Source organism: Phyllobacterium sp. OV277 (assembly GCF_900104355.1).
GTDB lineage: Bacteria > Pseudomonadota > Alphaproteobacteria > Rhizobiales > Rhizobiaceae > Phyllobacterium.
Genome location: NZ_FNIY01000001.1, coordinates 1142782 through 1161071, shown reverse-complemented (window position 1 = coordinate 1161071; position 18290 = coordinate 1142782). Strand labels below are relative to the sequence as shown.

Sequence of the window (18290 nt, the reverse complement as noted above, 5' to 3'; positions counted from 1 at the left end):
TGACAGGCTCAGAATGAGGGGAGCTTTATTCTGCAATCTTTGTGAATAGCATTGCATCCACACTTTCCCTCATGGTGAGCTTGTCGAACCACGAACCACCATCGCGCAATCAACTCAAGCCGCTTCCACCGTCAGCGTTCCCTGATCGGTTCCGGTAATTCTCACTTGGCTGCCAGCAGCTAAATCGGGGCCTTTGACACGCCAGAGGCTGTCGCCAATCCGTGCGCGTCCACGCCCGTTGACCGTTGCCTCTTCGAGCACGACGATCTGGCCAATCAGCTGGTCATTGCGCCGGTTGAGCAGCGGTTCATCCGTGGGCACATCGGTTGCGCCCATGAACCGCCGCCCGATGAACACCGAAATCACCGACAAAACCAGAAACAGGATGATCTGGATCTGCCAGCCAATGGCGAATAGCGGTCCAAGCACGAGGATTGTCAGGAAGCCGACGATAATGGCGGCGATACCGAACCATAGAAGGAAGATGCCGGGCGCTGCCACTTCAAAAATAAGCAGGGCAAAGCCGAGCACTACCCAGTTCCAGGGACCAAGTTCGTAGAAGAGATGTTCCAACATCAGTGCAACTCCTCCGCTGGTTGGTTACGACGACTGGCCGGAACCACCTGTGGTGCCCGGAACGGTGCGTCCTCGCGCCGGCTGTGCCGGGCTTGCTGCCCGCTCCGTCGTCTGAGCCGTATCGCCAAAGACCTCCCGGGCAATAGCGCCGATGCCGCCGAGGGTACCGACCAGTGACGATGCTTCCATCGGCATCAGAATGAGTTTCTGGTTGTTGCTGGTTGCGAATTTGCCGAAAGCCTCGGTGTATTTCTGGGCAACAAAGTAGTTGATTGCCTGCACGTTACCATTGCTGATCGCCGCCGAAACAAGCTCGGTTGCTTTGGCTTCAGCCAGCGCCAGACGTTCACGGCCTTCGGCCTCGCGATAGGCGGCTTCACGCTTGCCCTCGGCTTCAAGAATTTGCGCCTGCTTCAGCCCCTCGGCGCGCAGGATTTGCGCGTTGCGGTTGCCTTCTGCTTCCAGAACCAATGCACGCTTCTCACGCTCCGCCTTCATCTGGCGCGCCATGGAGTCGAGCAGATCCTTGGGTGGATTGATGTCCTTGATCATAACGCGGGTCATCTTGATGCCCCAGGAATGTGCGGCCTCGTCAACCACACGCAGGAGACGGTCATTGATTGCATCGCGGTTGGACAGGAGTTCATCGAGGTCCATCGAGCCCATGACCGTACGGATATTGGTCATGGTGAGGTTCAAAATGGCGTTCTGCAATCCGCTGACCTGATAGGCGGCCTGTGGTGCATTGAGAATCTGATAGAAGGCGATACCGTCGACAGCGATGTTGGCATTGTCCTTGGTGATGACTTCCTGTGTCTGAACGTCGAGCACCTGTTCCATCATGTTCAGCTTGGCGCCGATGCGATCAAAGAACGGGACGATAAGGCTGAGGCCGGGCGCAAGGGTGCGGGTATACTTACCAAAACGCTCGATGGTATAGTTGTAACCTTGCGGTACGGTTTTAACACCTGCGAAAAGTACAACCAGCACCAGAACAACCAGTACCGGAATGGTAAAATCAAAACCGTTGAACGGCATTATACTCTCCCTTGCGTGACATCAGGACCAATGTCATCTCGTATCATTGCCCTTTGCAGGGGTAATGCCAAGATAGACTAAAGTCATGATCTCAGAAAGGCTTGAGCATCAATTATACAGGGGTTCCGCCCGTTCAGATCCAGCCCTGCAATTCGCGCCGGACCAGCGCTTCAATCACCTTCATGCCCTCGTCGGAATCATTGAGGCAGGGGATATGGGTGAAGTTGACGCCGCCACTGTCACGGAAGGTTTTCCCGGCCTCAACGGCAATTTCCTCCAGCGTTTCCAGACAATCGGCCACAAAGCCGGGATTGAAAACGGCGATGGATTTCACGCCTTCCCGGCCAAGTTTTTCAACTGTCTTGTCCGTATAGGGCTGCATCCATTCTTCGGGACCGAAGCGGGACTGGAAACAGGTGATCAGCTTCTTCTCGTCCCAACCAAGCCGCTCGCGCAACAGCCGCGTCGTCTTCCAGCAATGGCAGGGATAGGGGTCGCCGCGTTTGAAATAGCTTTGCGGGATACCGTGATAGGAGGCAATGACCACTTCCGGCTCGAAATCGAGCGTGGCGAAATGCTTCTCGATGGAAACCGCGAGGGCATCGATATAAACAGCCTCATCCTGATAGGATGGCACGGTGCGTGTCGCCGGCATGAAGCGCATCTTGATCAGCGCTTCGAAGAATTTGTCGTTCACGGTTGCCGTCGTCGTTGCCGAATATTGCGGATAGAGCGGGAACATGACGATGCGCTTGCAACCTTGGCTATCGAGACGCAGCAGAGCCTCCTCAATCGAGGGTTGTCCATAGCGCATACCCCAGTCGACGATCACACCAGGCTGCGATGACAGGGCCGCCGCCAGCTTTTCGCTCTGCGCGCGGGTATAGGTACGCAGCGGCGATTCATTGCGCTCGCGGTTCCAGATCTTGTCGTAAAGGGCACCGGATTTTTTCGGGCGGGTGTTCAGAACAATGCCGTAGAGCACTGGCAGCCAGATGGCGCGCGGCCATTCGATGACGCGTTTGTCTGACAGGAATTCCCTGAGGTAACGGCGCATGGAGGTGACATCGGTGCCATCTGGCGTACCCAGATTGACAAGAAGAACGCCAATTTTTGACGTTTCGATGCGCGGATGGTCGCCGGGCTTCTTGATTGCCACACCAACCTCACCAGACATCGTCATCTCTTTCAACTCCTGCTTTGCGGTTGGAACCTAGTGGTGAAGGCCGGGATTGCAAGGGCGCGAAAAGACGCAGCGATAGGGGGTAAATTGCAATCCGACGCACAAATCAGGCGAGATATGAAAGAACCCGGCACAACATTCAAGTTATACCGGGTTCAAAAAGCACCCCTAGGACTGTTTGTCCTAGCCGAGGCTATTTCGGCGGGATTTTCATTTCACTGCCGATCGGCAGCTTCATGGCGATCATTTTCGGATTGGCCTCCGCCAGTTTTTTCCAGTCGAAACCGTTGCCATAAACCTGCTTGGCAATGTTCCAGAAATTGTCGCCGCGTTTGATGGTATAGGTGGATGGTGCGGCTGCGGTAGATGCCGGGGCTGCAGCTACAGGCTTGGCCGGTTCTGCAGTGGGCTTGACCGGCGGAGCCGGATCAGTTGCCGCGGGTGCCGTCTGTGCTGCGGCGGCAAGAACCGTTATCCGGCCATCCGTATAGGGCTTATATGGCGTATTCTTGGCCAGATAGTCGGAAACCACTGCTTCAAGGCCAGGGCCGAAATCATAGGCATTAACAGCATTGGTGGCGAAAATCTTGTAGCCGTCACCACCCGCCCGCATATAGTTGTTGGAGACAACACCATAGGTTGCCGCCGTATCAATCGGCTTCCAATTGTCGCCATCGCGCACTTCAACCGCTGATACGCGCTGGCCAACCGGCTTCGATACGTCGAAAGCGTATTTGAGGCCGGAAACCTGCGCAAAACGGCCCGCACCCTGATCAATCTGGCTGACACCATTTTCAAGCGCCACCACCACATCAGCACCCTTGAGCTGGAAGGTCGACAATGTGTTCTGGAAGGGCAGGACTGTCAGCACTTCGCCCATCGTCACATCACCGGCGTCGATGGAGGCGCGCAGACCGCCGCCATTGATAATGGCAATGGTCATGCCCTGATCCTTGACCCGGTCGACCATGGCATCGGCAACAAGGTTGCCCATGGAGCATTCGACAGCGCGGCAGACTTCACGCGCGGCTTCTATGACGCCGCTGGATTCGGCCACTTTAAGGGCTTTCAGGGCCTCAATCGGCTTGGCGAGTTCCTTGACCCGCGCGAGATAGGCAGCGTCAGGCACGACGGAGAAATCGAGCAGGATCGGCGCGCCTTCGCTTTTGATGACATTGCCGTCATCATCGAAGGTCACTTTCAATTCACCGAGATATTTGGAATAGGATTTAGCCTGAACGATGGGCACATCACGGCCGGATGGTCCCTTGACCAATGTTGGATAGGGTCCAAGGGCCTGCGGATCGGTGTTCGACAACAGTGTATGGCTGTGGCCGCCAACGATCACATCGATGCCATCGACGGCGGCGGCGATCTCCTTGTCCTTGACATAGCCATCATGGTTGAGGGCGATGATCTTGTTGACGCCTTCGGCTTTGAGCGCCTCGACTTCTTTTTTCAGAGTTTCGATTTCGTCGGCAAACTTGACAGTGGGTCCGGGTGTCGAGATGTCAGCGGTGTCGGTTGTGATAACCGACACAATGCCGATTTTTTGCCCGCCGATTTCCTTGATCACATAGGGTTTGTATTTGCCTGATATTGGCGAGCCTTCTGCGGCCTGTGTATTGGCCGAAATGACCGGGAATTTCACCTTGCCGAGGAATTTTGCCAGTGTATCCACACCGTCGTCGAATTCATGATTGCCGAGAGCCATGACGTCATAGCCAATGCCGTTCATGAACTCGGCTGTGTCGTCGCCCTTATAGGTTGTATAGAACAGCGATCCCTGAAACTCATCACCGGCATTGAGGAGGATCACGTTGCCGCCGTCCTTGGACAGGGCTGCACGGCGCTCATCAACCTTGGTTTTTACCCGGGCAATGCCGCCAAAACACTCGTTCTTGGTTTCCTCTTCAGCTGAGCAGGTTGAATCATATTTGTTGATCGATTCCTGCCGCGAGTGGAAATCATTGATGTGAAGAATATTGAGTGTGTAGTCGGCTAGCGCTGCTCCAGCCGTCATGGTGAGGGCGGAGGTGGTGAGCAGAATTCTGGCGAGGATTTTTGACATGAAGTGTTCCCCTGTTGAGATCGCCTGATGTTGTCATCGGTCGTTGGCACCTGTCTGACAGATGCGCCGATGCTTTCATTAGTTGGCGTGGCATGCAAGGGAATGGCGGCAGTTTTCGCCGCTAAACTATAGGAAGATGGTCAGCCCGGGTGGTTAGGGCTGACCAGGTGTTGTCAGCCCGTCTGGCCGCCGCGGCGCGTCAGCGAGAATTGCTGGTTAGTGGATGAAGTGCAGTTCAACTGCTGCCCTGCATTTACAAGCGAGCAATTAACCAAGGATTGCGCGCCCTGACGGGCAAAAGCGCGAAAGTTGATCTGGATTAAGGTGGCTGAAACAAAGCGATAGCTACCTTCAGCAATTTTTTCCTTGGTGTCGTTAGCCCGGCTTTCGAAAACGCCATTGTTGAAATTCGAAAAAGCAACGCCCGAAGTATCAAACCATTGGCCCTGAATGGCATCTGTCGGTCGGGAAGCCTCCACCGGTCCGCTGTCCCTGATAGGGCCTGTCTGGCAAGCGCTGAGTGCCAGAGCCATGGTCGCTGCGCTGAAGGCCAGTGAAATACGTTTCATCCGATCAATCTCCTGATGAGGTTGCCCTCTTCAATGCCGCGAAAATCGAGCAAAAACAAGATATAAGTTTAATGAATTGGCGCGGGGTGCCGGATCATATCAGGGCGATAACGGTGGTTCCCGCTATGATACTGCCCATTGCGATATTGAGAAGGCGCTCGGAGCGGGGCTTCATATTGGCTTTCTGAATGATCACGCCCAACCATAGCCAGAGAATGTCGACCACCACCATCACGATGATACATACCAGCCATTTGACGGTCACGTCGGCGGAATTGTTGGCGTTGATGATAGGGTAGGACGCCATCAGGGATATGAAGGCGATGTAGGCCTTGGGGTTGGTGATTCCAAGAAGAAAGCCGCCAAGAGCGGTTCCGGCAAAACCTGTATCTTGCCTGCCTGCATCCATGCCAACCGGGGCGGTAACGATGCTGTAGGCAAGATAAAGCAGATAGAGCGTTGCCAGAATTGTCATGGCGGTCATTGCCATGGGTATGGCCTGAATGATGGAAAACAGTCCGGCCGCGCTGATCCCGGCAGCAAGGGCAAGCCCGATCTGCAATCCACCGTAAAAGCCGAGCCCTCCGGCAAACCCCTTTTCGCGGCCAACAGCAATCAAGGCGGCAATGCCGGGGCCCGGTGAACCCAACAGGACAATCGCGGCGAGAGAAAACAACCCGACATTGAGAATGTTCATGAGAGTCACCCATAATGATATAATGATTTGTTTATATGAGGATATGTACAAATTGTTATATTGTCAATTGTGGGTGGGTAGCGGAGAGGGCTGTTGTTTTGTGGTTGGGTGCCTTTGCAGCATACTTAAATGTTGGCGAGATGGTATCTTCTCTTACTTTCACCCCCCTCTGTCCTGTCGGACTCCGGGGCGAGCCACGGGTCTCGCCCGTCCTTCGGACCCCCCACAAGGGGGGAGATCACATGGACATGAACGCTTTTGCACAACAGGAAATATTGCAGATTGTGCAAAGGCAGTAGTGAAGGCTGATCTCCCCCCTTGTGGGGGAGATGCCCGACAGGGCAGAGGGGGGTGAATGCCGCTGTGGTTCGTGGTTCGACAAGCTCACCATGAGGGGCTTGGGCGGATGTAACGCTAATCGCAGAGATCGCAGCGCAAAAGGTGCAGCGCAAAGCTTGCAGAACTTGGCTCCCTGCAACCCACCTCTCTCCCTCATGGTGAGCTTGTCGAACCACGCACCATGCTGATGCAACCACCCATTTTCAAAAAAAATCACACCAACTTATCCAACACCATCCCACCTCGCTTATTCTGATGGTGTCCTTTCCGGCGGGAATGCTCCGGAAACCTTCTGAAGTCAGGAAAGGATCGGTGATTTCATCTGCGGGGAGAACCCAACCGCAGAGGAAGGGTTTTATCTCACAAGGGTAAAACCAGTCATCGGGACGGGTGATCCGGTTATTTTCTTGGTTCAAACAGGAAAATCTCCGGGGAACGCATGACTACACTACCAATACCAAGACCCCGCGTTCCCTTTTGGATCGCCCGTCTTTCCCACCTTTCAATAGCCAGACGCAAAAGCGGGCGTGGTAACGGGGAGGGTATAATTTGGTCGGCTGCAAATCGATTGTTGCGCCCTTCGACAAGCTCAGGATGAGGGGTTTGGTTTGGTTGCAAAACTAATCTCCACCATTGCAGAACTTGGCTTCCCAGCAACCCACCTTACCGCAATCTACCCCACCGCAACCTACCCACCGTCATCCTCGGGCTTGACCCGAGGACCCACGGCTAAGGAGAATAAGCGAACCGATACTCAGCAGTTATCAACATGGGTCCTCGGGTCAAGCCCGAGGATGACGGTGGGGTGGGTTGCGGTAGGGTGGGGGCCGGGGAGTCAAGTTCTGCAACCTTTTTCTGCAACCTTCGCGATTCGCGTTGCATCCATCTCCTTTATGGTGAGCTTCCTGAGCCCGTCGCATGGCAAACCACGGACAGCGCCGGAAACAAAAACGGCAACCCTGGGGTTGCCGTTTTTATCAATGCACGAGAATGTTGCGGAACTGCCAGGGGTCGCTGGTGTCGATATCTTCCTTGAAGAAACCGGGGCGATTTTCCAGTGGTGTCCAGTCCGTATAATGGCCCTTGAGCGGGCCGAGATAGGGTTTTTGGATTTCAAGGCAGCGGCGGAAATCGATTTCGTCGGTTTCGACGATACCGGCTTCCGGGTTTTCCAGTGCCCAGACCATGCCCGAGAGAACGGCAGAACTGACCTGCAGACCCGTCGCATTCTGGTAAGGTGCCATCTTGCGCGCTTCCTCGATGGTCAGCTGTGAGCCATACCAGTAGGCATTCCTGTCGTGGCCATAGAGCAACACGCCAAGCTCATCCGCGCCATCAACGATCTCGGATTCTTCCAGAACGTGATGGATCGGCTGCGGTTGGCCCGCGGCACCGAACATCTCATCGAGCGACAGCGTTGCCACATTGGACGGATGATAGGCGTAGTGGCAGGTCGGGCGATAGGCAGCCTTGCCCTTCTTGTCGAAGACCGTGAAGAAATCCGCAATGGAGATTGCTTCATTGTGGGTGACAAGCAGGCCGAACTGCGGTCCCTCGGTGGGGCACCAGGTGCGGATACGGGTATCGGCGCCGGGCTGTTCGAGGAAGATTGCCGCCTTGTTGCCCTTCTTCTGCTTGCGGGCGTTTTTGGGCAGCCACTTCTCGTGGGTTCCCCAGCCAAGTTCTGCGGGCTGCAAACCTTCGGAGATAAAGCCATCAACCGACCATGTGTTCCAGAACACACCAAAGGGCTTTGGACCGCTGGCGCGCTGCGTGTCGCGCTCGGCAATATGGATGCCCTTGATGCCGGTCTTGCGCATCAGGCGCGCCCAACCATCGCGATCATCGCGCGCTGGTTCGGCGTGTTCGATGCCCATGTCTTTGGCAAGATTGACCATGGCCTGTTTGACAAACCACGACACCATGCCCGGATTGGCGCCACTGCACGATACGGCTGTCGTACCCCCGGGCTTACGGCGCTTTTCCGCCAGCAATGTCTCGCGCAGCGCGTAATTGGTGCGCTTGGCATTGTCGCCGCCTGCGTAATAAAAACCGGCCCATGGCTCGATAACCGTGTCGATATAGAGCGAGCCAACCTTACGGCAAAGGCGCATAATATCGACTGACGACGTGTCGACGGACAGATTGACGCAAAAACCCTGGCCACCGCCTGCAGTCAGCAATGGCTTCAACAGCGTCTTGTAATTTTCCTTGGTAACGGCTTCCTGAATGAAGCGGATGCCACGCTCGTCGAGCAGTTTCTTGTTGGCATCACTCGGGTCGATGACGACCACGCGGGATTTATCGAATTTGAAGTGGCGCTCTATGAGGGGCAGGGTACCCCGTCCGATGGACCCGAAACCGATCATCACAATCGGACCAGTAATTTCTCCATGTACAGGCCAATTCGCCTTCGCCATTTTTTTGCTACTCCTAATTTTTTAATCTCCATCAATGAGGGCAGCGGTTATTTCACCGCTTCAAAGAAACCATAGAGCATTGTCATGACAAAGAGCAAACAACCGTTCACCCGGAACGGGTAAAACTGCAACTACTGTTAATTGAAGCGCATTAAAGTGCGTTTAGTGCGTCGATCAACCGGTTCCGAATGGCAATAATGCCTTTATATTGGGCTTGTGCCTCATTAAGAGACAGAAGTTGCGCAGCAAATGCTTCGGCGACAGCGCGGCATTCCGGATGTTTTTTCAATGTGGCAACCGGATCGAGATGAATGCGAATGGTGAAGAGAATGTCGCCCGACGCGGGCAGCTTGCGCAAGGTCTGGCGCTCGACGCGGACAAAGCTCTGCGCGACGATATCCTCGTCCGTATAGCGTGCGCCCTTCTGGTGGCTGGAAAGCGGGTGGTAGAGATTGGCATCCGGTTGCAGCGACCAGTTCATGCGATAGACGGAACGATCGGGCCGAAGATTGTCGAACATGCGGCTGATAAGTCCGGCATTGCGCGTGCCCGTACCAAAATCCGGCACCGGCGCATGAATATCCTCCATGGACCGGCCGAATTTTTCCAGAAGCGTCCATGATGACGGGAAAGAAAGAGATGCGGCTGCCAGATGCCAACCGCGCGCATCGTCCTTGCGCATCAGGACAAGATCTTCCTGCACAAGTTTGGCGGCGCGATGCAGAAACGGCGCATCGGCTTTGCCAAGCGGGACCATTTCATCCCATCCCATAATGCCGATATTCCCGCCATTCCGTACATAGTGCGCGGGATAATGTGCGACGAGATGATCGCTCAAAAGCTCGAGCACTTCCTTCTGCGCTTCCCCTGTCCCCGGCTCTTCGACGAAAATCTTCTGCCCGTGCAGCCCGAACAGACGGCGTTTTTCCGCAAGGTAGGGGACGAGATTGCCGTCAATCTCGATCCAGTCCTTCAGGTCAAGCTGATGCAAGCCTATGGTGAAGGGTTGCGCCGAACCATCATATGGCGTGTGGGCGGGAACATGCATTCTTACGAGTCCATCGCCTCCAGCTCGTCAATAATGCCTTCAATGACCGAAAGACCCTTTTGCCAGAAAGCCGGGTCCGTGGCGTCGAGGCCGAATGGTGCCAGCAGTTCCGAATGGTGCTTCGTGCCGCCAGCCTTCAGCATATCGAAATATTTCTCCTGAAAGCCCGCCTCGGCATTCTGGTAAACAGCGTAAAGCGAATTCACCAGACAATCGCCGAAAGCATAGGCATAGACGTAGAATGGTGAATGGATGAAGTGCGGAATATAGGTCCAGAAGGTCTCATAGCCGGGGCCGAACTTGATCGCCGGTCCAAGGCTCTCCTTCTGTACATCCAGCCAGATTTCACCGATACGGTCGGATGTGAGTTCGCCATGGGCGCGTTCCGTATGCACCCGGCGCTCGAACAGATAGAAGGCGATCTGGCGCACGACCGTATTGATCATGTCCTCGGCCTTTTGTGCCAGCATGGCCTTGCGTTCGCGCTTGTCCTTCGTCTTTTCCAGCAGCGAGCGGAAGGTCAGCATTTCGCCGAAAACCGAAGCTGTTTCGGCCAGCGTCAGCGGTGTCGACGCCATCAGCGCGCCCTGATCGCCAGCAAGCACCTGATGCACGCCGTGGCCAAGTTCATGGGCAAGCGTCATCACATCGCGCGGCTTGCCCATATAGTTGAGCAGCACGTAAGGGTGGACCGAAGGCACCGTGGGATGAGCAAAGGCACCCGGTGATTTCCCGGGGCGGGTCGGCGCATCGATCCAGTTCTTGTCGAAGAAATCGCGAGCAATATCAGCCATTTCAGGGGCAAAGCCGCGATAGGCCGATAGCACCGTTTCCTTGGCTTCCGTCCACGGGATCACCGCCTGCGGTGTTTCCGGCAGCGGAGCGTTGCGGTCCCAATTGTTCAAATAATCAAGGCCGAGCCATTTGGCTTTCAGTGCATAATACCGGTGCGATAGACGTGGATAGGCGGCCTGCACGGCTTCCGCCAGTGCATCCACCACTTCCCGTTCAACACGGTTGGCGAGGTGGCGGCTGTCGGCAATATCCTGAAAACCGCGCCAGCGATCGGAAATTTCCTTGTCCTTGGACAGGGTGTTGGTGATCAGCGTGAAGGTGCGCAGATTTTCCTTGAAGGTCTTCGCCAGTGCATCGGAGGCCTTTTTGCGCACGGAACCGTCGGCATCCTGCAGCATATTGAGTGTCGGTTCGAGCGCGAGGTCCTCGCCATCAACCTCAAAGCGCAGCGCCGTCATGGTTTCATCGAACAGGCGGTTCCATGCGCCGCGGCCGGTGATCGACTTTTCATGGAAAAGCTGTTCGATCTTGTCTTCGAGCTGGTACGGCTTGTCCTTGCGCAGGTCCACCAGCCACGGGCGGTAATGGCCGATGGCAGGGTTATCATCCATCGCCTTTTCAATCACCGCATCATCAATGCGGTTGAGTTCAAGGCTGAAAAAGATGAGATGGGCACTGGCGTTGGTCATCTTTTCCTGAATGTCGCCATAGAGCTTGGCGCGTTTGGGATCGGATGTATCGCCCGCATAAACAAGCCCGGCATAGGAGACGATCTTGCCGATGAGTTCATCCAGCGCCTCGAATTCCTTAATGGCTTCAGCAAAGTTGCCACCTTTTGGCTTTGCCGCTTCGTCAGCCAGATTGCCTTTCCAGCGATTGGCAAACAGCACCGCAAGCTCATCGGCCTTTTTCAGATCTGCTTTCAGCTCGCTGCTATCAGCGGAGGGATAAAGATCAGCAAGGTTCCATTCGGGCAGGGCGCCCAACGCGGTCTGTTCGGCTTTCGCGGTTGCTGCGCCCGACTTTCCGGCGGCGGCGTATGGATAATGGCGGCTGTGGATATTCATTTAAGCACCGTTTTTTGCGTGTCTGCAGCTTGTTCAAACGCGAATCATGGAGGATAGTTTCGATAAGCTAAAGCTTAAAAGTTCCTCTGTGTTTGTTCCAGTAGCGTATTCTTTGGTTACAAAACGTGCATGGTTAAGACCTATGAAGGGTGGATTCTATCACCAAAACGTCTTAATTGTGCTGTTAACCATCCGTTGACCATGTCTTAAATCAGCTCTTTGCGCGTCGGTTTTTGCCATGCTCTCAACGTATTTGTTCTTCAATAAGTGACCATTAACCATTAAATCGGATAATCCAGATATTCGGGGACTGGAAAAACGGTCAAGGTTGGGACGACATTGTCAAACATGAATCATGCACAGAACGGCAAATCAACGGCAGTTTCTTTTGTACGCGCCAGCTGGTTTGTGTTCCTCATGGTCTTCGGCTCGATGCTGTTTGCATCGGCGCAGGCTTCCGCTGAGACCCGGACTCTCAAACTCTATTTCATCCACACGAAAGAGCGCGCTGAAATCACGTTCAAGAAGAATGGACGTTATCAGCAGGACGGCCTGAACAAGCTCAATCGATTCCTGCGCGACTGGCGTCGCAATGAACCAACGAACATGGACCCCCGCCTGTTCGATCTGGTCTGGCAGGTTTATCAGACGGTTGGCGGATCAGACTATATTCATGTGGTTTCGGCCTATCGCTCTCCTGCAACCAATTCGATGCTGCGCTCGCGTAGCCGCGGCGTTGCCAAGACAAGCCAGCACATGCTCGGCAAGGCGATGGATTGGTATCTGCCCGGTGTAAAGCTCTCGACCCTGCGCGTTACCGCGCTGAAATTCCAGGCAGGCGGTGTGGGCTACTACCCGACATCTGGCTCGCCGTTCGTCCACACCGATGTCGGCAATGTCCGCATGTGGCCGCGCATGAGCCGCCGCGAATTGCTGGCCGTGTTCCCCGATGGCAAGACAATGCATATTCCTGCTGATGGTAAGCCATTGCCCGGTTATGAGCAGGCTGTTGCTGCCTATGAATCCCGCAAGCGTAGCGGTGGCTCCGTTCAGGTTGCCAGCAATTCCTCCAGATCCGGCGGTCGCAGCAAGACGCTCTTTGGTATGCTCTTTGGCGGCGGTGGTGCCGACGACGAGGAGGATTCCGGCGAAGCCGGGGTTGCCGTGGCTTCGGCCCCAACCCCATCGCGCAGTGTAGCCCGTGCTGCACCAGCCGCGGCATCGGATGATGACGAGGGTGGTTCGTCCTTGCCGGGTGTCGCTGGTGCGCAGCCCGCATCGACCCCTATCGCACCGGCTTTGCCGACACGCAATGCGCCAGCACCGGTTGAAGCACCGCGTCCTGATGCGCCACTTGTTGCGGGTCCCGAGGACAATGCTGCTCTGGCATTCAATGTTCCTGTTCCGCTGCGCCGTCCTGATTATGCGCCGACACCCGAACCTGCTGCTCCGGCAACACTTAATGCACTGGCCGAAGAACCGTCGACCGTTGTGGCTGCTTTGCCGACACCGCGTCCGACCGACAGTGCAAGCGCTATTCGTGACATGATCGCGGCCAATGTGAACACGCCAGCCAATGAGCAGGCACCGGCTCAACCGGAAATGGTCAATGCGCTGGTTCCTGTTCCCTTTGACAAGCCGCAGACCGGTCCAAAGCACAGTGACATGATGGTCGCATCAGTTGTGCCGAACCCGCGTCCGGCCATGCCGACTGCACAGGTTGCTGCTGCACCCCAGGGTGCGTCTGCACCCGAGGTTGCGGCTGCAACCGAGCATGATGTCATTCCAGTTCCCAATGACGATCTGGAAGCGATTATCAAGCAGTCTGATAAGACCCGTGGCAAAGCTCCGACCGTTGCAACGGCGCAAGCCATGCCGACATTGCCTGCGACCACGGGTGGCCGCGTTGTTCGCAACAAGCCTGCGCCGACACAGAATACACAAGTGGCTTCCAATGAGCCTCAGCCTTCGCTGCGCCGCACGATGCTGGATGCCGGTGGTTCTGCCGATCCAGTCGCCATGCTTGATAGCGGCGTGATCACCACCAGCAAGACATCGAAGCCGCGTCGTCAGGCAGCGCAGAATCAGGGCGCCAAGGCCATTCAGGTGTCCTCGGATGTGTCGGATCGTGCATTGTCGAACCAGCAGGTCGCCGAGACGTCGCCGAATGTTGAACCGGCTGTTTTGCGCAACGAGGCAATGCGTGCCGCTCCTACAACCGTTTACACCGCAGGTTTCCAGCAGGCTCTGCCGGTATCCGATGCCAACAAGTTCACGGGCAAGGCTGTTACGTTCCTGTCGATTGCAAAGTTCACTTCCACGAACTGATTGCTGTTTTAGAGTTTAAACAAAAAGGGCGGCTCCGAAACGGGCCGCCCTTTTTGTTTGATGGGTGGTTGCTGCATGTGTGGGAGTGGGTGGTGGGCGGTTCGTGGTTCGACAAGCTCACCATGAGGGTGAGGGGTGATGAAGAGAGCGAGTTCTGCGACCTTAATGACCTGCAATGCTGGCGATTAGCGTTACATCCTCACTCTCCCTCATGGTGAGCTTGTCGAACCACGAACCATGCATCGGCGGTGCTCACCCCCCTCTGTCCTGTCGGACATCTCCCCCACAAGGGGGGAGATCACATTGGCATGAACGCTTTCCCACAACAGGAAACGTTTCAAGTTGTGCAAAGGCAGGAGTACAGCTGATCTCCCCCCTTGTGGGGGAGATGTCCGACAGGACAGAGGGGGGTGAACCCCGGCAGAGCCACGAATGCCGGATATATCACCCAGCGATACCGATGAGAGATATCAGTCTTACCTCGCCAATTTTGCAGCCTCAGCGGCAAGCGCGGTAATCTCGTCCCATTTTCCGGCCTGAACCAGATTGTCAGGGGCAACCCATGAGCCGCCAACACAAACAACGTTGGGCAGGTCAAGATAGGTTTTGGCATTGCCAGCGCCGATACCACCAGTCGGGCAGAATTGAATGCCAGCAAACGGCGACGACAGGGATTTGAGGAACGAAGCGCCGCCAGCCTGTTCGGCGGGGAAGAATTTGAGCATCGTGTAGCCCTCTTCGCGCAGGCTCATGATTTCTGCCGGGGTAATGGCACCGGGAAGCAGGGGAACCTTGCCCGCAGCCGCGGCCTTCAGCAACTGCGGCGTCGCGCCGGGGCTGACGATAAAACGCGATCCGGCGGCACTCGCCTCTTCATACTGGCGCGCATTGAGAATAGTGCCGGCACCGACAATGGCTTCAGGCACTTCATTGGCAACGGCGCGGATCGCTTCAAGTGCTGCCGCTGTGCGCAGGGTGATTTCGATGGCTGGAAGTCCACCGGCTGCAAGCGCGCGCGCCAGAGGTACGGCATCGGCAACGTTATGGACGAGAATAACAGGAATAACCGGCTGGCCTTTCAGAACGGGTAATAGCAAATCGGTCTTCTGGGCCATGTCAAACTCTCCGCTGTTTATGGGTTCAATCGATTTAGTCATACGAAGCCGCTTTGTCTACCGCTTGCTGCCCTATCGAGAGATTCAACCGCAGCATATCGGCGCCAGGCGAGCGACAATTTGGTATCATAGCGGTTCTGTGTGAAGTTTGGACCATTATAGGCGCGTGCAAAAGCCTTCCAGTCGTGCCGCGCCAAAACAGGGGTGAGGCCACTCTTGTCGATGAAGCGGATCATCAGGCGAAGTTGCCCTTTCAGCGATCCGCGTGCCTCATCCACAAGGGCGTCGATGCTGTCATAACCAAGCCATTTCCAATGGGCGCCCATCACCTGCCCGATCCCCCATGACACGGATTCATAGGCGGCCTGCCGGTTGATTGCGACGGCTGCACCCAGCAACTGCCAGCGCGCCGCCTGCGATACCGGATTGCGAACCGCACCCGCCACGGGGTTTGCAAGGCCCTTGTCGCGAGCGTTCCGCCGCTGATTGCCCGACAGGCGTTGGTCGAAATAATGCCCCTCAAAGCGAATGGGCGGTTCATCGCGGCCATCAACCTTGTAGAAGCAGACACCGCCGCTCTCAACCTGTGCGACGGCAAGAAGTGCTGCCGGTTCCATGCCCGCCCGTTTGGCTTCGCTGCTGATATCCCTGATGTTCTGTTCTGAAAACATGGCGATCCCTTGTGTTTAGTTGCAAGGGAATTATCGGGGGCTTTCGGGTCTGTTGGATAAGTATTGGGTATCGCGATGGTGTGTGGGTGGTGTGTGAGCGTGGTTCGTGGTTCGACAAGCTCACCATGAGGGAGAGTGTGGATGCAACGCTAATCGCAAAGATTGCTGATCAAAAAGGTTGCAAATCACAAAAGGTGCAGAACTTGGCTCCCCCCGTAACTCACCCTTCCCCCGTCATCCTCGGGCTTGACCCGAGGACCCATAATATAAAAGAGCCAAACATCTGGATCTGTTTGATTTCCCTAACCGTGGGTCCTCGGGTCAAGCCCGAGGATGACGGGGAGGAGTGGGTTGCGGGTGAGCTAAGTTCTGCACCTTTTGTAATACCACACCATCGCGCCACCACCCATCAGGCATATAGCGCCCATTAATACCCGTATCCCATGCAAATCTCTTGAAATCATCGCTTGGGAGCAGTAGTTGCAGGGGATCATGATCGATCATTCCGCAAACTTGCCCTTCAAAGTGGCAGCACTTTATCGTTTTGCCCGTCTGGAGCACTATCAGTCGCTGCAGGAACCGTTGGCGCAGCTGTGCTGTGGCGCGGGGATCAAGGGCACGCTGCTGCTGGCCGCCGAAGGTATCAACGGTACGGTGGCGGGATCGCATGATGCCATCGACAAGCTTGTGGCGTTTCTGGAGGCTGAGCCTGCCATTGCGGGCATGGAACTGAAATATTCCTATGCGAGCGAAATGCCTTTCAAGCGCATGAAGGTGCGGCTGAAAAAGGAAATCGTCACCATGGGTGTCGAGGATATCGATCCGCTGAAAAGCGTTGGGACCTATGTTCCGGCGCAGGACTGGAACGCGCTGATTGCCGATCCTGACACCATCGTCATCGATACCCGCAATGATTACGAAACGGCCATTGGTACCTTTGCCAATGCGGTTGATCCGCAGACAAAAACGTTTCGCGAGTTTCCGCAATGGGTGGAAAACCACCGGGAAGAGCTGGAAGGCAAAAAGATCGCCATGTTCTGCACCGGCGGTATCCGCTGCGAAAAGGCGACAGCTTACGTCAAGGGCCTTGGCTTTGATGATGTGTTTCATCTGAAGGGCGGTATTTTGAAATATCTCGAAGAGGTTCCCGCCGAGGAAAGCCGCTGGGAAGGCGAATGTTTCGTCTTTGACGAGCGCGTATCGGTCGGCCATGGTCTCATTGAAGGCGAGGCGGAGCTTTGCCACGCCTGCCGCAATCCGATTGCCCCCGAGGACAAAATGTCCACCCTGTTCGAGGAAGGCGTCTCCTGCCCGAAATGCTATCATGAGCGGACGGCTGAAGACCGCGCTCGCTTTGCGGAACGGCAAAAACAGGTGAAACTCGCCAAAATGCGCGGCGAAAAGCACCATATCGGTTCCTGATCACAAAAAATCCATCTGTCATTGCAATGCCACGGTGCCGACCCTAACTAGGTCGGAACGCATTCGTGCAGCCATGAGGAGATTTGCATGTTCGACCCGAAGAAGATTCTTGATGATTTTCTGGGAAGCAGTATTCCCGGAACTGGAAGCTCCGTTCGAGATACGGCCGGCAAGGCTACACAAATGGCCAAGGATAATCCGCTGGCCGCAGGCGCTCTGGCAGCCGTGCTTTTGGGCACAGGCACAGGGCGTGACATCGCAGGCGGTGCGCTGAAACTTGGTGGTCTCGCCGCTGTCGCTGGGCTCGCCTACAAGGCCTATCAGAATTACCAGTCAGGCAATGCACCAGCTACCCCCGCTGAAACGGCAAAGGCGGGCGAGCCGGAACTGTTGCCGCCGCCGGATGATTCAAGCTTCCATCCGGCAACAGCGCCGCAGGGCGAGCATGAGTTTGCTCTCGTGCTGGTGCGGGCCATGATTGCCGCCGCCCGTGCTGACGGGCAGGTGGATGATGCGGAACGTGCGCGGATCGCCGAAAAGCTGTCGCTGTCGGGTCTGAACAGCGACACGCAGGAATTCTTGACCCAGGAACTCAATGCGCCTGTCGATATTGATGCGCTGGTTGCCGCGGCGGTCACCGACGCGCAAAAGGTTGAGCTTTATACGGCTTCGCGCCTTGCCATTGAGGCAAAGACCCGCGCCGAGCGCGGCTATCTTGATCTTCTGGCTGGGCGTCTCAAATTGCCCGATAGTCTCATCGATCATATCGAGGCGACAATCGCCAATGTGAAAACGCCAACACCGCAGGCGTAATCACAAATCGAAACCAAAAACACCCGCTGTCACTGGCGGGTGTTTTGTCTCTCGACAAGACAAACAAGTCCAGTCTAGTTTGGCGCGTTCTGACTCGGGGCCGAGGGTTCATTCAGGACATTCTGGCAGTGTCGATGG

At 55.7% G+C, this 18290-nt stretch carries 14 protein-coding genes; 3 read left to right on the top strand and 11 right to left on the bottom strand.

Features of this window, described 5'->3' with window-relative positions:
- Positions 1–114: 114 nt before the first annotated feature.
- From BLU05_RS05695 to BLU05_RS05655, 9 genes are all read right to left on the bottom strand, one after another.
- Complete coding sequence (locus BLU05_RS05695) at positions 115–576, bottom strand: NfeD family protein (RefSeq protein ID WP_091878254.1); 462 nt, start codon at positions 574–576, stop codon at positions 115–117.
- A 24-nt stretch (positions 577–600) separates the two neighbouring features.
- A complete protein-coding gene (locus tag BLU05_RS05690; RefSeq protein WP_091878252.1) occupies positions 601–1614 on the bottom strand; it encodes an SPFH domain-containing protein in 1014 nt (337 codons plus the stop codon).
- A gap of 133 nt (positions 1615–1747) precedes the next feature.
- Positions 1748–2797, bottom strand: coding sequence for a ferrochelatase (gene hemH, locus BLU05_RS05685; RefSeq protein ID WP_091878250.1), 1050 nt, complete (start codon positions 2795–2797; stop codon positions 1748–1750).
- Between the two features lie 193 nt (positions 2798–2990).
- Positions 2991–4868 carry a bifunctional metallophosphatase/5'-nucleotidase gene (locus BLU05_RS05680; protein ID WP_091878249.1) on the bottom strand — a complete coding sequence of 626 codons (1878 nt, stop codon included), beginning with the start codon at positions 4866–4868 and terminating at the stop codon, positions 2991–2993.
- Positions 4869–5041: 173 nt separating this feature from the next.
- On the bottom strand, positions 5042–5437 hold the full coding sequence (locus BLU05_RS05675; protein ID WP_091878247.1) for an outer membrane lipoprotein Omp10: 396 nt from the start codon (positions 5435–5437) through the stop codon (positions 5042–5044).
- 94 nt (positions 5438–5531) lie between these two features.
- Positions 5532–6134: a LysE family translocator gene (locus BLU05_RS05670; protein ID WP_091878245.1), complete on the bottom strand. Its 603-nt coding sequence runs from the start codon at positions 6132–6134 to the stop codon at positions 5532–5534.
- 1316 nt (positions 6135–7450) lie between these two features.
- Positions 7451–8893, bottom strand: coding sequence for a homospermidine synthase (locus BLU05_RS05665; RefSeq protein ID WP_091878244.1), 1443 nt, complete (start codon positions 8891–8893; stop codon positions 7451–7453).
- Positions 8894–9044: 151 nt separating this feature from the next.
- On the bottom strand, positions 9045–9941 hold the full coding sequence (locus BLU05_RS05660) for a heme-dependent oxidative N-demethylase family protein (RefSeq protein WP_091878242.1): 897 nt from the start codon (positions 9939–9941) through the stop codon (positions 9045–9047).
- Positions 9942–9943: 2 nt separating this feature from the next.
- Positions 9944–11803 (bottom strand): M3 family oligoendopeptidase, encoded by a 1860-nt coding sequence (locus tag BLU05_RS05655; protein WP_091878240.1) that lies wholly within the window; start codon positions 11801–11803, stop codon positions 9944–9946.
- A 348-nt stretch (positions 11804–12151) separates the two neighbouring features.
- Here BLU05_RS05655 and BLU05_RS05650 point away from each other — a divergent pair, with 348 nt between their 5' ends.
- Positions 12152–14131, top strand: coding sequence for a peptidoglycan L,D-endopeptidase MepK (locus BLU05_RS05650; RefSeq protein ID WP_175540520.1), 1980 nt, complete (start codon positions 12152–12154; stop codon positions 14129–14131).
- A gap of 476 nt (positions 14132–14607) precedes the next feature.
- Here the strand turns inward: BLU05_RS05650 and BLU05_RS05640 are convergent, their stop codons facing one another.
- Both BLU05_RS05640 and BLU05_RS05635 read right to left on the bottom strand, forming a co-directional pair.
- Positions 14608–15246 carry a 2-dehydro-3-deoxy-phosphogluconate aldolase gene (locus BLU05_RS05640; RefSeq protein ID WP_091878237.1) on the bottom strand — a complete coding sequence of 213 codons (639 nt, stop codon included), beginning with the start codon at positions 15244–15246 and terminating at the stop codon, positions 14608–14610.
- A 38-nt stretch (positions 15247–15284) separates the two neighbouring features.
- Positions 15285–15917, bottom strand: coding sequence for an N-acetylmuramidase family protein (locus BLU05_RS05635; protein WP_091878235.1), 633 nt, complete (start codon positions 15915–15917; stop codon positions 15285–15287).
- 492 nt (positions 15918–16409) lie between these two features.
- On the opposite strand from BLU05_RS05635, the gene BLU05_RS05625 reads away from it, so the two are divergent.
- Positions 16410–17339, top strand: coding sequence for an oxygen-dependent tRNA uridine(34) hydroxylase TrhO (locus tag BLU05_RS05625; RefSeq protein ID WP_091878231.1), 930 nt, complete (start codon positions 16410–16412; stop codon positions 17337–17339).
- An 87-nt stretch (positions 17340–17426) separates the two neighbouring features.
- Positions 17427–18152, top strand: a complete 726-nt coding sequence (locus tag BLU05_RS05620) for a tellurite resistance TerB family protein (RefSeq protein ID WP_091878229.1) — start codon at positions 17427–17429, stop codon at positions 18150–18152.
- The last annotated feature ends 138 nt before the right edge of the window (positions 18153–18290 follow it).